The sequence below is a fragment of the Nocardia beijingensis NBRC 16342 genome (assembly GCF_001612785.1).
Lineage (GTDB): Bacteria > Actinomycetota > Actinomycetes > Mycobacteriales > Mycobacteriaceae > Nocardia > Nocardia beijingensis.
The window spans coordinates 1-14,303 of sequence record NZ_BDBC01000020.1 but is presented as its reverse complement, the minus strand read 5'-3'; the positions used below and the strand labels follow the sequence as shown (position 1 = coordinate 14,303).

Below are 14,303 nucleotides of genomic sequence, written 5' to 3'. Positions count from 1 at the left end.
ACGAGCCGGAACCGCAATACGGCGATGACGAGCGCCGTGGCGGCGGCGCGCGGCTCGGCTCCGGTCCATCGCCGGTGGAACTGGCCGAGATGGCGCTGGTCGAGGCGGAGCTCGACCGGCGCTGGCCGGAGACCAAGATCGAGCCGTCGCTCACCAGGATCGCCACGCTGATGGACCTGCTCGGCTCGCCGCAGCAGAACTACCCGGCCATCCACATCGCGGGCACCAACGGCAAGACCTCGGTCACCAGGATGATCGACGCCCTGCTCACCGCGCTGCATCGGCGCACCGGCCGGATCACCAGTCCGCATCTGCAACTGGCCACCGAGCGGATCAGCATCGACAACGCGCCGATCACGCCGGCGAAGTACGTGGAGACCTATCACGAGCTGCTGCCGTACGTCGAGATGATCGACAGGCAGTCGGCGGCCGCCGGCGGGCCAGCGATGAGCAAGTTCGAAGTGCTCACCGGCATGGCCTACGCCGCGTTCGCCGAGGCGCCGGTCGATGTCGCGGTCGTCGAGACCGGGATGGGTGGCACCTGGGACGCCACGAACGTCATCGATGGGCAGGTGGCGGTGATCACGCCGATCGGCCTGGACCACACCGATTACCTCGGTCCCGACCTGGCCTCGATCGCGGGGGAGAAGGCCGGGATCATCAAGCGCGCCCCGGAGAGCCTGGTGCCCCGCGACAACGTCGCGGTGATCGCGCAGCAGGAGCCCGAGGCGATGGAGGTGCTGTTGCGCCGCGCCGTCGAGGTCGATGCCGCGGTCGCGCGCGAGGGCTCGGAGTTCCGCGTGCTCGCCCGGCAGATCGCGGTGGGCGGGCAGCAACTCGAGTTGCAGGGCCTCGGCGGCGTGTACGACGAGATCTTCCTGCCGTTGCACGGCGAGCATCAGGCGCGCAACGCGGTGCTCGCGCTCGCGGCAGTCGAGGCGTTCTTCGGCGCGGGCGCGCAGCGCAGGCTCGACATCGACGCCGTGCGGGCGGGTTTCGCGAGTGTGACCAGTCCGGGGCGGTTGGAGCGGATGCGCAGCGCGCCGACCATCTTCATCGACGCGGCGCACAACCCGGCGGGCGCGCGAGCGCTGGCCGCGACGCTGACCGACGAGTTCGACTTCCGCAAGCTGGTCGGCGTGGTCGCGGTGCTCGGTGACAAGGACGCCGACGGCATCCTCACCGCGCTGGAGCCGGTGTTCGACGAGATCGTCGTCACCAGCAACGGTTCGCCCCGCGCGCTGGACGTGGACACCCTCGCCGACCTCGCGGTGCAGCGGTTCGGCGACGAGCGCGTGGTTTCCGCCGCCACCCTGCCCGACGCGCTGGAGACGGCGATCGCGATCGCCGAGGAGGTGGGCGACGCGGGCGAGATGGTGTCCGGCGCCGGGGTGATCATCACCGGGTCGGTGGTCACGGCGGGCGCGGCGCGCGCGCTGTTCGGGAAGGACCCGGCGTGAGTCCCGGGCTTCAAGATGGCGGCCTACTCGACCACGGCGGGACAGACGAGCACCGTATGAGCGTCGGCCACCTGGTGAGCCCGGCGGATGCCGAGGAGGGCACAGCATGAGCGAACCGGCCGAACGAGACGAACAGCCGGTGCCCGCACCCGCGACCGACCCGTGGAAGGGCTTCCGCGGGGTGATGGCGGGGACGCTGGTGCTGGAGGCGATCGTGGTGCTGCTCGCGTTACCGGTGGTCGCCGACGTCGGCGGCGGGGTGACCTGGCTGTCGGGCACCTACCTCGTGGCGCTCGCGGTGGTGATGTTCCTCGGGGCCGGATTGCAGCGGCGGTCTTGGGCGCTGCCGTTCAACCTGGGCTTGCAGGTGCTGGTGCTGCTCGGCGCCTTCATCCACGTGTCCATCGGCGTCATCGGTGTGGTGTTCGCCGTGGTCTGGGGCTTCATCCTGGTATTGCGCGCGGACGTGCGCGGCCGGATGGAGAAGGGCCTACTGCCCAGCCAGCGCATCCAGCGGTCCTAGCCGCGGGCTCGCGGCGCCGGAGCCGCCGGAAACGATCAGCCGACCGCTCGTGCGGTGCCAGGAAGGGTGCCCGATAGGCTGACGCCGTGACTGAACAGACGTTGGTACTCATCAAGCCGGACGGTGTGGCCCGTGGCCTTGTCGGCGAGGTGCTGGCACGGATCGAGCGCAAGGGCCTGAAGATCGCCGCCCTGGAACTGAAGCACGTGTCGGAGGAACTGGCCAAGGGCCACTACGCCGAGCACGCCGAGAAGCCGTTCTTCGGCTCCCTGATCGAGTTCATCACCTCGGGCCCGGTCGTCGCGGCCATCCTGGAGGGCCCGCGCGCCATCGCCGCCTTCCGCCAGATCGCGGGCGGCACCGATCCGGTCGAGAAGGCCGTGCCGGGCAGCATTCGCGGAGACTTCGCTCTGGAGACCCAGGAGAACCTGGTCCACGGCTCCGATTCGCCGGAATCGGCCAAGCGCGAGATCGCCCTCTGGTTCCCCGAACTGCCCGCCTGAGCGGGTCTCGATCGCCGGGCCCGCGCCCACGCGACACCCGCGTTCGCGCCGCGGGCCGGGCCGAGTCGAGCGCCGATGGCGAACGCCCGGCGCGCGGTATGGGATACTGGCAACGGCTGCTTTCGACGCCGACTGTTCGTGCAGGTGCGCGAACGAAACGTGACGAGGGCAGCCGGATGACACCACGGTTCGATGCCGATCATCGCTGCCATGGACAAACGGCCTGGTCACCGGGCTCGATGTTCGTGTAGGCACGCTGGATGAGCGCTCGCGCCGCGGAGTTCAGCCATACAGCCAGGCGCCGCGTGACCAGTTAGCCCGACCGACGCACAACCGAGGAGATAACCGGGCACGCGGGGCGAGACCACTGATCTCGCGCCCACCGGGTGTGAGTCGAACGGACAGCGCCCCCGCGTCGGCCGCGTCACTCCCGCAGGGAGGGACGCGCCCGGGGGCCCGAGGAGACTTCGTGGCCGATCAAGAGCCGCTGGAAACAACATCACAGGATGCCGAACAATTGCCGGAGCGAATCCGAGTTCACGCACTCGCCAAGCTGCTGGGGGTAACGAGCAAGCGCATCCTGGCCAAGCTGACCGAGATGGGGGCGGACGCGCGCAGCGCCCAGTCGAACGTCGACCGGGCCGTCGCGGAGTCGGTGCGCGACGCCTTGGTGACGGTCGAGGCGGACGCCGCGCCCGAGCAGCCCGCCGCCGGGCCGCAGGACGCCGCCGCGCCCGCGCCACCACAGGAAGAAGCACCCACCCGAACGGCGCCCGCCGCCGGACAACCGGCGCCTCGGGCCGAAGAGCCCGAACCGGGCCGTGACGGTCCCTTCTCCGGTGCGGGCGTGCTCTTCTCCGCACCGGACACGCCGTCCACCACGCAGCCGCCGCTCGGCGCCACGCCCAGCCACACGCAGCTGTTCACGCACTCGGTGCGGCCGGAACCGGAGCCGGCGGCCCCCGCGGTGTTCGAGTCCGCCGCCGTCGTGCAGGCGCCGCTGTTCCTGTCGCCGGATGCCGCGGCCGCCGAGCAGGCGCGCAAGCAGCGCCGCGCCGAGCGGGAGGCCCGCCGCACCGAGGAGCCGACGCCCGAGCCCGTCGAGGACGAGACCGAGGTCGCCGAGGACGATCGCGAGTCGGCCGATCAGCAGGATGATGCCGAGGGCCAGCCGAGGCGCAGGCGCCGCGGCCGCCGGGGGCGTGGCCGCGGCCGGGGCGAGCAGCAGTCCGAGACCGACGGCGATGGCGAGGACACCGAGTCCGACGAGGAGTCGGCTCCCGCGCCCGCGGAGCAGGCCGAGTCCGCGGCGGCGGAGTCCACGGAGACCGCCGAGGCCGAGGGCGATGGCGAGGACGAGGACGGCGTGCCGGAAGGTTCCAGCCGTCGTCGCCGTCGGCGTCGTCGCCGCAAGGTGGCCGGTGAATCGGGCGAGAACGAGCCCGCCGACGACGACCCGCCGAACACGGTCGTGCACGAGCGCGAGCCGCGCAACAAGAGCCGCAGCCGGGCCGCGGTCGACGAGGTCCAGGGCATCACCGGCTCCACCCGGCTGGAAGCGAAGCGGCAGCGCCGTCGCGACGGACGCGAGGCGGGCCGTCGCCGTCCGCCGATCCTGACCGAGTCGGAGTTCCTGGCCCGGCGCGAAGCCGTCGACCGCGTGATGGTCGTGCGGGAGAAGTCCTTCCCGGACCACCCCACCGCCACGCAGGTGGCCGTGCTCGAGGACAACGTCCTGGTCGAGCACTTCGTGACGAGCACCGGCTCCGCGTCCATGGTGGGCAACGTCTACCTGGGCAAGGTGCAGAACGTGCTGCCCAGCATGGAGGCCGCGTTCGTCGACATCGGCCGCGGCCGCAACGGCGTGCTGTACGCGGGCGAGGTCAACTGGGAGGCCGCCGGGCTCGGCGGCAAGGAGCGCAAGATCGAGCAGGCGCTCAAGCCGGGCGACCAAGTGCTGGTGCAGGTGAGCAAGGACCCGGTCGGCCACAAGGGCGCCCGGCTGACCACGCAGATCAGCCTGGCGGGGCGTTTCCTGGTGTACGTGCCCGGCGGCACCTCCACCGGGATCAGCCGCAAGCTGCCGGACACCGAGCGCAAGCGCCTCAAGGAGATCCTGCGCGACATCGTGCCCGCCGACGCCGGCGTGATCATCCGCACGGCCTCCGAAGGCGTCAGCGAGACCGAGCTGGCCCGCGACGTGGAGCGGCTGCAGGCGACCTGGCGCACGATCCAGCAGCAGACCGGCAAGGACAACAACGCGCCCAAGACGCTCTACGAAGAGCCCGATCTGCTGGTCAAGGTCATCCGCGACCTGTTCAACGAGGACTTCTCCAAGCTGGTCATCGAGGGTGACCGGGCCTGGAGCACGGTCGAGAAGTACATCGGCACCGTCGCGCCGGACCTGCTGGCCAGGGTCTCCCGGCACGACAACAACGGCGTCGACGTGTTCGAGACCTACCGGATCGACGAGCAGCTGGCCAAGGCGCTCGATCGCAAGGTGTGGCTGCCGTCGGGCGGCACCCTGGTGATCGACCGCACCGAGGCCATGACGGTGATCGACGTGAACACCGGCAAGTTCACCGGTGCGGGCGGCAGCAATCTGGAGGAGACGGTCACCAGGAACAACCTGGAGGCGGCCGAGGAAATCGTGCGCCAGATGCGGCTGCGCGACATCGGCGGCATGATCGTCGTCGACTTCATCGACATGGTGCTCGAGTCCAACCGCGACCTGGTGCTGCGCCGCCTGACCGAGGCGCTCGGCCGGGACCGCACCCGCCACCAGGTCTCCGAGGTCACCTCGCTCGGCCTGGTCCAGATGACCCGCAAGAAGCTGGGCACCGGCCTGGTCGAGGCGTTCTCCACCACCTGCGAGCACTGCCACGGACGCGGCATCCTCGTGCACAGCTATCCGGTGGAGACCGGTTCCGGCGAAGAGCCGGCAGGGCGCACCCGCGAGAGCGGTTCGCGCAGGCGTCGTGGCCGGGACAAGGGTGCCGCCGCGGCGCCGCAGCCCGCCAACGGGTCCGGTCCCGCGACCGAGCACACCGAGGACGACGCGGCCGTCAAGCGGGCGCACCCGGTGGCGCTGGCGATGGCGGCGCACCAGCCCGACGACACCGCGCAGACGCCGGAAGCGACCGCGGACACCTTCGCCGAGCCGCAGGTCGCGGACACGGGCGAGGCCGCCGTCGCCGATGAGGCCACCGAGGAGCGAGTCGTCACCGAGGCCGCGGTGGCGGTACCCGCCGAGGAGCCGGAGACCGAGCCCGCCGAGGTGGTCGAGGTCGTCGAGGAAGTCGAGAAGGCCGAGCCGGTGCCGGCGCAAGAGCCCGCCGCCGCGGGCGAGGCCGAATCCGGGCACGCCGGTGCGACCGTCCCGGCTGCCGAGCCGGTCCCGGTGTCCGAGCCGGTCGCCGAGCCCGAGCCGGTCGCCGCAGCCGCATCGGCGGCCGAGCCCGTCGCGACGACCGAGAACGGCGCCGCCGCCAACGGGGCCGCCGAGCCGAGCCGTCCGGCTCGTCGCCGGAGGGTTGCCCGTTCGGCCTCCGCGCCCGCCGCGGACAGTTCCGGAGCGGTGTTCGTGCTGCCCACCGGAGAGCAGGCGCCCGCGCCCGCGATCGACTACTCCCAGCCGGAGCCGGTCGAATTGCCGCAGCGCAGCAGGCCGCGCAGGCGGTCGGTCGGACGCCCGGCAGGCGCGCCGGACGCCTCGAACTGAGGTCTCGCCGCCGTCCCGTGGCCCCCGCCGGTCCTTCCGGCGGGGGCCACGGGCGTCCGGGCAGCGAATCCGCGGCATGACCGCGGTGCGCGGATGGACGCCGGTTTGGTCGTCACGGTGGCCGTCCTGTAATCTTGGACAGTCGCTGCCCGGTGACAACATGTTTTGTCTTCGTGGCCCGGTTCTCGACAGTGCGATACCGAGAGCCACCAGATGCCGAGGCGGTGGCGATTACCAGACCAGTCGTGTGGCGGTTTCCGGTGGCATCAGACCGGAGGAGTCGCCGCGTGAGCAAGTGCCGAGCACTATAGGAAGAAGGGCAGCCGACCGATGGCAACGTACGCGATCGTCAAGACCGGCGGAAAGCAGTACAAGGTCGCGGTCGGTGACCTGGTGAAGGTCGAGAAGATCGAGGGTGCGCCGGGTACCGCCGTGGCGCTGGATCCGGTTCTCGTCGTCGATGGCGCCGAGCTGACCACCGATGCCGACAAGCTGGCCAAGGTCTCCGTGGCCGCCGAGGTGGTCGAGCAGACCAAGGGCCCGAAGATCCGCATCCACAAGTTCAAGAACAAGACCGGCTACCACAAGCGCCAGGGTCACCGTCAGCCGCTGACGGTCCTGAAGGTCACCGGCATCAAGTAAGACATCCCGAGGAGAACCAGCCATGGCACACAAGAAGGGTGCGTCCAGTTCCCGGAACGGACGCGATTCCAACGCCCAGCGACTCGGCGTCAAGCGCTTCGGCGGCCAGACGGTCAAGGCGGGCGAGATCCTGGTGCGTCAGCGCGGCACCCACTTCCACCCCGGCGTGAACGTCGGCCGTGGCGGTGACGACACCCTGTTCGCCCTGGCGGCGGGCGCGGTGGAGTTCGGCAGCAAGCGCGGACGCAAGACCGTCAACATCGTCACCCCGGAGCCGGTTCAGGCCTGACCGCCGAACCACTTCCGGATAGACAGCGAGCGGGTCAGGGTCTCGGAACCCTGGCCCGTTTTTCGTGTTCGCGAACGACCGGCTCTCAGTACGACCAGTCCCGAAGGAGGATGATTCGGCGTATGTCCAAGTTCATCGACCGTGTCGTGCTGCATGTGCGTGCGGGCAAAGGCGGCCACGGCTGCGCTTCGGTGCACCGCGAGAAGTTCAAGCCGCTCGGCGGCCCGGACGGCGGCAACGGCGGCAACGGTGGAGACGTCATCCTCGAGGTCGACTCCAACGTGCACACGCTGCTGGACTTCCACTTCCACCCCCACGCGAAGGCCGGCAACGGCAAGCCGGGTGAGGGCGGCAACCGCGACGGCAAGCAGGGCGCCGATCTGGTGCTGAAGGTGCCCGACGGCACCGTGGTGCTGGACGACGACGGCAAAGTGCTCGTCGACCTGGTGGGTGCCGGCAACCGCTTCATCGTCGCCCGCGGCGGACGCGGCGGGCTCGGCAACGCCGCGCTGGCGTCGAAGGCCCGCAAGGCGCCTGGTTTCGCGCTGCTCGGCGAGGACGGCGAAGAACTCGACCTGGTGCTCGAACTGAAGTCGGTCGCCGACGTCGGGCTCGTCGGCTTCCCGTCGGCGGGCAAGTCCTCGCTGGTCTCGGTGCTGTCGGCGGCCAAGCCGAAGATCGCGGACTACCCGTTCACCACGCTGGTGCCCAATCTCGGCGTCGTCGCCAGCGGGGAGACCACCTTCACGATCGCCGACGTGCCCGGGCTGATCCCGGGCGCCAGCGAGGGCCGCGGCCTCGGGCTGGACTTCCTGCGGCACCTGGAGCGCTGCGCGGTGCTCGCCCATGTGGTGGACTGCGCCACGCTGGAGCCGGGCCGCGACCCCGTGTCCGACGTCGACGCGCTCGAGGCCGAACTCGCCGCCTACCAGCCCGCGCTGAGCGCGGACGCCGGACTCGGCGACCTGGCCGACCGCCCCCGCGTGGTGATCTTGAACAAGATCGATGTGCCCGACGCGGCCGAACTGGCCGAGATGGTGACACCGGAGTTCACCGCACGCGGCTGGCCGGTGTTCGAGATCTCCGCCGTGAGCCGGGCGGGCTTGCGCCCCTTGACCTTCGCCCTCGCGGATCTGGTGCGCCGCTACCGCGAGGACCATCCGAAGGCCGCGCCGAAGCGCCCGGTCATTCGCCCGATCGCGGTGGACGACACCGGATTCAGCGTGATCGCCGACCCGGAGGAGCCGGGCGGCTTCATCGTGCGCGGTACCCGGCCGGAGCGGTGGGTTCGGCAGACCCAGTTCGACAACGACGAGGCCGTGGGTTACCTGGCCGACCGTCTCGCGCGTTTGGGCGTGGAAGACGAGCTGGTGCGGCAGGGCGCGGAGCCGGGAGCGCCGGTGACCATCGGCGACGTGACGTTCGACTGGGAGCCGCAGATCTCGGCGGGCGTCGACATGGTGCCCACCGGGCGCGGCACCGACATCCGGCTGGAGCAGACCGACCGGGTCAGCGCGGCCGAGCGTAAGCACGCCTCCCGGGTGCGCCGCGGCCTGGTCCGGGAAGACGAGGAGTAGGACGTGGACCGCGGTCGAGCCGCCGTGCGCCCGCGGTGGGCGCCGGACTCGATCGTGTGCGGTCCGGTCCAGGCCGGGACAACCGCCCCGGCCGACGTGGATTCGATGGTGGTGCAGGGAGTTCGGTGGCGATGCAGGTGAGGTCTATCAGCGCCGAGGTGGATTCCTCGGGCCTGAGCGAAGCGCGGCAGGCGATCGCGGCGGCACGGCGGGTCGTGGTGAAGATCGGCTCGTCCGCGCTGACCAGCCTGAAAGGCGGTCTGGACACCGCGCGGCTGGATCGGCTCGCCGACGCGGTGGAGGCGCGGATGCGCGCCGGATCCGACGTGGTGGTGGTCTCCTCCGGCGCCATCGGCGCCGGCATCGCGCCGCTCGGCTTGACCAGCCGTCCGCGTGACCTGGCGACCAAGCAGGCCGCGGCGAGCGTCGGGCAGCTGGCCCTCGCGCATGCCTGGGGCACGTCGTTCGCCCGCTACGACCGCACGGTGGGGCAGGTGCTGCTGAGCGCCGACGACTTCGCCCGGCGCGAGCACCACCGCAACGCGCAGCGCACCCTCGATCGCCTGCGCTCGCTCGGCGCGGTCGCGGTGGTGAACGAGAACGACACGGTCGCGACGGAGGAGATCCGCTTCGGCGACAACGACCGGCTCGCCGCGCTGGTCGCCCACCTCGTCGGCGCCGACGCGCTGGTGCTGCTGTCGGATGTGGACGGCCTCTACGACGGTGACCCGCGCAAGGGCGCGGCCACGCTGATTCCGGAAGTGCGCAGCAGCGCCGACCTGGACGGCGTCATCGCGGGCAGCGGTGGCGCGCTCGGCACCGGGGGCATGGCGTCCAAGCTGTCGGCGGCGCGCCTGGCCGCGGACGCGGGCGTGCCGGTCCTGCTGGCCGCCGCCGCGTCGGCCGCCACCGCGCTGAGCACCGGCACCGTCGGCACCGCGTTCGCCGCCCGCCCGGTGCGGTTGTCCGCCCGGAAATTCTGGGTCCGGCACGCCGCCGACAGCCGCGGCACGCTGCTCATCGATGACGGCGCGGTCCAAGCGGTGGCGCACCGGCGCCGGTCGCTGCTCGCGGCCGGGATCGTCGGCGTCCGCGGCCGTTTCTACGGCGGCGACGTGGTGGACCTGGTGGCCCCGGACGGCCGCGTGGTCGCCAGGGGCGTCGTCGAATACGACAGCACCGAACTGGCGGGGATGCTCGGCCGCTCCACCGCCGAACTCCCCGACACCATGCAACGTCCCGTCATCCACGCCGACGACCTCGTGAAGGTCTGAGCACGCGCCGTTCGAATCGGCGCCCGGCGCGATCGAGCGTGCGGGGACGCATTCGGCCGCTGCCCGCACCGTGGCGTCGCTGCGCGATGCCGAATCCGCTGGCGGCGCGCCCACGTGCCGCTTGTGTTCGTAGACCCGGTGCCGAGGTCGAGGGCGTCTCCAGCAGCGGCCGAACCGAACAGCACCTCGCAGACGAGATACAGACGCATGCAGCAATCAACGCGCCATGAGTCACGCGGCACAGGACCACTAGGCTGCTCGCCCCCTCACGGTCTCCGGCGCAACATGATCAGGCATATGCAGCCGAGAGGCTCGGCGCCGTCGTAGCGATCGGAGTGGCCCGACCGCCACGAGCGCTGCCGACGGGTCCGAGGTCGCCTGGACGAGCCTCGCGTGGCGGCGGAAGATCCGGTGCGGGGCGTCAGGATGGGACGACGCCGGGTTGGTTGGTGGTCGGGATCTGCTGTTGGCTGCCGTCCACCGGCCCGGTGACTCCGGGTTGGCCGTTCGGGTCGGGCATCGGCACCGAGGGCGCGGGAGGCGGCGCGGGCTGTGGACTCGGCGGCGGTGCCAGAGGCGGTTGGGGGGCCTGGGGCGCCTGCGGTGCGGATGAGCTCGGTGGTTCCGGGGCCGGGGGTGCCGGTGGCGTGGATGAACTCGGTGGCTGGGTGGGTTCCGGGGCCGAGGGTGCGGCCGGTGGTGGCGGCGCGGACGAGCTCGGCGGCTGCGTCGGCTCGGTGGTCGGCGGCGGGGGAGGGGCCGACGAACTCGGCGGTTGCGCGGGCGTCGGGGACTGTGGCGCCGGAGTGGGGCTCGGCGGCGCGGTTGTGGACGGCGCCTGTTGTGTCGGCTCCGGTGACGGTGTCGGTTGCGGCGTTTCGGTGGACGGCGCTTGCTGCGGCGGCGCCTGCTGGGTGGGCGGCGCGGAAGGAGTCTGCTGCGGTTCCGGCTTCGACTGCGCGGGTGGCGACGAATTATGCGACGGCGCGGACGATTCCGGCTCCGCAGGCGCGGGTTGCGTTGTGCGCGGAGACCATTCGCCGTTCGGTGACGTCTGCTCGGGCGCCGAGTGTCGCGGCGTGCCGGGCGAGACGGACTGCGGCGCCGTAGCCGCGGGCGGTGCGGGCAGCGCCGGCACGGCGGACCCCGCCGCGGAATAGGCGGGCTTGTAGACCATGTTCATGGTGAGCACGGCCTCTTGGCGCAGTGCCTCCTGCGCCATCTGCGCGTCGATGACGTGCGCCGCCTCCAGCAGTTGCGCGATCGCGCCCACCGGTCCGGAAGCGCCCGGCGGCACCACCGCGAGCTTCACCGCCTCGGCGGCCGCGGCGACCCCGCCGAGTCGTGCGCCCACTTGACCGAGCACCGCGGCCAACTCGTCGGCCGACGCCGCGAAACTGCGAGCGCAGGCCTGGGCGGCATCGGCGGCGGCGCCCCGCCACTCGGCCGTGTTCATCACGCGGTCGACGCCGCCGTGGGTGAGCGGGAACGACGTGGCGAGCGCGCCTGCCGCGTCGAGCCAGATCGTCGAGGCGCGCAGCACCTGCGCGGCGTCGATCTGCTGCGCCTTCGCGTAGATCTCCTCGTGCCGCAGCGACTCGAAATGTTCCATCGAGTTGATGTAGGTGGGATCGGAACCGGTCATCGGGGCAACCTCGTCCGGACCGCGCGCAGGGCGGCTGCGCTCGCGGCGTCGGCCTCTTCGAACAGTCCTCCGCTGATCAGGAACGCTTCCTTCATCCGGTAGGCCGCCTCGATGTAGTGATCGAGCAGCGCCGCCGCGTCGCGCGCTTTGTGGCTGAATCCCGCCTGCAACTGCTGAGCGGAGACGAATCCGCCGAAACCGCCCAGCTCCGCGGCGGATTCGAGGCTCTGCTGTAGGTGGATCAGCCGATCGGCCTGCCGTTCGTACATGTCGGCGCACTGCCGAGCCGCCGCCGGATCGAACTGGACGGTCCCGGCCTGCGCGGCCTGCTTGAATCGGGCGATATCGGCTCGGCTGTTCTCGATCGTCATCGCTCACCCCTGAGATCGGTCGGTCCGCCCCAGACTAACCGGAAGCCCAGCGCCGGGTCAGCAATAGGCAGCGGTCGCGGTCGGGAAAGTGAGCTATATCGGTATGCGCTTTTGCAATTGGGTGGCGATCTGCTCGGCGGACGCGGGCGCGATGCGCACTTCGTCGCCCGCCTTGATCAGGTATCTTCCGTCGTCGCGCACATCGATCCAGGTGTAGTGGATCGGCGGCGGCGGGGTCGGCCGATCCAGCCGCGGTTCGATCCTGATGTGGCCCTCGGCGGTATGCGGCTCCAGCAGCAATCTGCGGATCCGTGGCGCCGCCTGCTGCCGTGCGGGCACGGTCTCCTGGTCGCGCACCGCGGCTCCGGACGCGACACGTGCGGGTTCGCGGCCCGCAGGTGTCTTCGGTAGCAGCGCCGCGATCCGTCGGCCCAGTTTGGCGCTGTGACCGATCGAAATGCGCACGCGTCCACCGAAATCCGGGCTCGTGCCGGGTTCCTGCACCGCGAGCACGGCGCGGTCGTAGATGGCGGCGGCCAGCAGTCGCAGTTCGTCGCCCGGCTGATGGGTGCCGCCGATCGCCACGATCCTGGTGTGCGGCCTGGCCAGAATGCGCAGGCAGGCCGACAGGTCGGGGTCGGAGCCGAGCGGCAGCCGCTCGGCGAGGGCGATGCGCAGCTTCTCGGCGTCGTCCTCGGTTCTGGGCGTCTCCAGGATGCGCAGCGGGAAGGGGTGGCGGTCCACGTCGGTCTCGCGCCAGATGTGGGCGAACTCGTCCGGAGTGAAGGTCCATTCCACGGCCGAATCACATCCTCACCGAACCAGCCAATGCTGTTCGTAGCCTAGCGTTTCCGACGCCCGACGGGGGAAGTCCCGCGCGGGGACGCCGGACACGTTCGGCATCCGGCCTGGAAAACCATGGTTTCGCGACGGTGTGGTGCTCGACGCTCCCCTTCGATTCTGCTGAAATAGTGGAAAGGCACGGCAACGACCGGGTAGGAACGCGATCTGCCGAGGAGGAATTGCGGTGCACACCATGAAGCGGCGAGTGGGCGCGGGAACCGTTCTGTCTTTCCTCGCGGGTGGCCTCGTCTGGGCCGGAGCCGGGCCCGCCGCGGCGGAACCCGACGGCTGCTATGTCGACCGTGGCGTCACCGACGCGGCCGCGTTGTGCCACAGCGGTGAAGGGGCGTCGGTGCTGGAAGCCGAATGCCTCGGCTTCTTCCTGCCGTCGGAGCGGTCAGCGCCGGTGTTCGGCTACTACAGCGGCTTCGAGTCGCGCCAGACGCCGGTCGGCAAGCCGATGCGCGCCACCTGTGTGTCCGAGGGAGCCGTGGGGGTCGCCACGCTGGCGTTCATCGTCCCCGCGACGTCGTGACGTCGGTCGGCACGGGCGGGTTCGGAGACCCGCGGTCAGCTCGGCCTCGCCTCGAGCACGTTGTCCGGGGAAGCCGTCGGCACGCGCTGGATCAGCGTGAATCCGTGCCCGGCGAGAAAGTCGCGGTACTCGGCCTCGGTGCGTTCTCGTCCACCCGCGTTGACCAGCATCTCCACATCGATGTACTTGCTGGGGTGCGGTGCGTTGTGTTCGGGGACGACCAGCTCCACGAGCAGCAACCGCGCGTGCGGTGACATGGCCGCGCGCACGGTCCGCAGGATGCGCCCGGCGTCCGGTTCGGCCCAGTCGTGCAAGATGTGCTTGAGAATGTAGGCGTCCGCACCCTTCGGGACGCTGTCGAAGAAGGAACCGCCTTCCACCGCGCAGCGATCGGCCAGACCGAGGGCGGCGAGCCGGGCGGGGGCCGCGGCCACCACTTCGGGCAGGTCGAACAGGATGCCGCGCGAGCGTGGCGCGCGGCGCAGGATTTCGATGAGCAGCGTCCCCTCGCCGCCGCCGACGTCGACCAGGGTCTCGTAGCGGCCGAAATCGTAGGCGGCCAGCAACGAATCCATCGACAGGCTGCCGATGCTGGTCATCGCCCGGTCGAACAGATCGCCGAGTTCCCGGTCGTGCTTTACGTATTCGAAGAACGGCATCCCGTCGAGTTTCACGCCGACCGGTTCGCCGGTGCGCACGGCGTCGACCAGGTGCGTCCAGTGGTTGCGGTGACCGGGCGAACCGAAGAACAACACCGCGTCGCGCAACGACACCTCCGAATCGCGGCACAGGGCGCGCGCCATCGGCGTCAGCGCGTAGCGTCCGTCGCGCCGCTGGGTGAAGATGCCGTGGCTGATCAGCAGCCGCAGCAACCGCCGCAGCGCGTCTTCGTCGGCGCCGACCGCCGCCGCGAGGTCGGC

13 protein-coding genes are annotated in these 14,303 nt (G+C 71.0%); 9 read left to right on the top strand and 4 right to left on the bottom strand.

Translation table 11 applies throughout. The features are described 5' to 3' along the window. The first annotated feature begins 74 nt into the window (after nucleotides 1–74). The 8 genes from folC (at nucleotide 75) to proB (ending at nucleotide 9,989) form a co-directional block, all read left to right on the top strand. Entirely contained in the window at nucleotides 75–1,460 is a 1,386-nt protein-coding gene (gene folC / locus NB3_RS14220) for a bifunctional tetrahydrofolate synthase/dihydrofolate synthase (RefSeq protein ID WP_443093671.1), read from the top strand. A 106-nt stretch (nucleotides 1,461–1,566) separates the two neighbouring features. Then, nucleotides 1,567–1,983, top strand: a complete 417-nt coding sequence (locus NB3_RS14215; RefSeq protein WP_067802345.1) for a DUF4233 domain-containing protein — start codon at nucleotides 1,567–1,569, stop codon at nucleotides 1,981–1,983. 86 nt (nucleotides 1,984–2,069) lie between these two features. Continuing rightward, on the top strand, nucleotides 2,070–2,486 hold the full coding sequence (ndk, locus tag NB3_RS14210; RefSeq protein WP_039796656.1) for a nucleoside-diphosphate kinase: 417 nt from the start codon (nucleotides 2,070–2,072) through the stop codon (nucleotides 2,484–2,486). Nucleotides 2,487–2,955: 469 nt separating this feature from the next. After that, the gene (locus NB3_RS14205; protein WP_067802342.1) at nucleotides 2,956–6,207 is read left to right on the top strand and encodes a translation initiation factor IF-2 N-terminal domain-containing protein; all 3,252 of its coding nucleotides are present in this window, start codon (nucleotides 2,956–2,958) and stop codon (nucleotides 6,205–6,207) included. 330 nt (nucleotides 6,208–6,537) lie between these two features. Beyond that, nucleotides 6,538–6,849 (top strand): 50S ribosomal protein L21, encoded by a 312-nt coding sequence (gene rplU / locus NB3_RS14200; protein WP_039796660.1) that lies wholly within the window; start codon nucleotides 6,538–6,540, stop codon nucleotides 6,847–6,849. Between the two features lie 22 nt (nucleotides 6,850–6,871). Next, nucleotides 6,872–7,138 carry a 50S ribosomal protein L27 gene (gene rpmA / locus NB3_RS14195; protein WP_067802339.1) on the top strand — a complete coding sequence of 89 codons (267 nt, stop codon included), beginning with the start codon at nucleotides 6,872–6,874 and terminating at the stop codon, nucleotides 7,136–7,138. Between the two features lie 122 nt (nucleotides 7,139–7,260). After that, nucleotides 7,261–8,715 carry a GTPase ObgE gene (obgE, locus tag NB3_RS14190; protein WP_067802336.1) on the top strand — a complete coding sequence of 485 codons (1,455 nt, stop codon included), beginning with the start codon at nucleotides 7,261–7,263 and terminating at the stop codon, nucleotides 8,713–8,715. Between the two features lie 131 nt (nucleotides 8,716–8,846). Then, nucleotides 8,847–9,989 (top strand): glutamate 5-kinase, encoded by a 1,143-nt coding sequence (gene proB / locus NB3_RS14185; RefSeq protein ID WP_371855904.1) that lies wholly within the window; start codon nucleotides 8,847–8,849, stop codon nucleotides 9,987–9,989. Between the two features lie 421 nt (nucleotides 9,990–10,410). Here proB and NB3_RS14180 read toward each other — a convergent pair whose 3' ends face one another. The 3 genes from NB3_RS14180 to NB3_RS14170 all read right to left on the bottom strand — a co-directional run bounded on the left by NB3_RS14180 (nucleotide 10,411) and on the right by NB3_RS14170 (nucleotide 12,803). After that, nucleotides 10,411–11,634: a hypothetical protein gene (locus NB3_RS14180; protein WP_067802333.1), complete on the bottom strand. Its 1,224-nt coding sequence runs from the start codon at nucleotides 11,632–11,634 to the stop codon at nucleotides 10,411–10,413. After that, a complete protein-coding gene (locus NB3_RS14175) occupies nucleotides 11,631–12,005 on the bottom strand; it encodes a hypothetical protein (RefSeq protein ID WP_067802331.1) in 375 nt (124 codons plus the stop codon). The genes NB3_RS14180 and NB3_RS14175 overlap by 4 nt, the downstream gene beginning before the upstream one ends. A 93-nt stretch (nucleotides 12,006–12,098) precedes the next feature. After that, a complete protein-coding gene (locus NB3_RS14170) occupies nucleotides 12,099–12,803 on the bottom strand; it encodes an ESX secretion-associated protein EspG (protein ID WP_067802330.1) in 705 nt (234 codons plus the stop codon). 238 nt (nucleotides 12,804–13,041) lie between these two features. Here NB3_RS14170 and NB3_RS35560 point away from each other — a divergent pair, with 238 nt between their 5' ends. After that, on the top strand, nucleotides 13,042–13,383 hold the full coding sequence (locus NB3_RS35560; protein ID WP_169810688.1) for a hypothetical protein: 342 nt from the start codon (nucleotides 13,042–13,044) through the stop codon (nucleotides 13,381–13,383). A gap of 35 nt (nucleotides 13,384–13,418) precedes the next feature. On the opposite strand, the gene NB3_RS14160 is transcribed toward NB3_RS35560, so the two are convergent. Continuing rightward, nucleotides 13,419–14,303: methyltransferase (locus NB3_RS14160; protein WP_067802324.1), on the bottom strand; the 885-nt coding region annotated here is incomplete at its 5' end.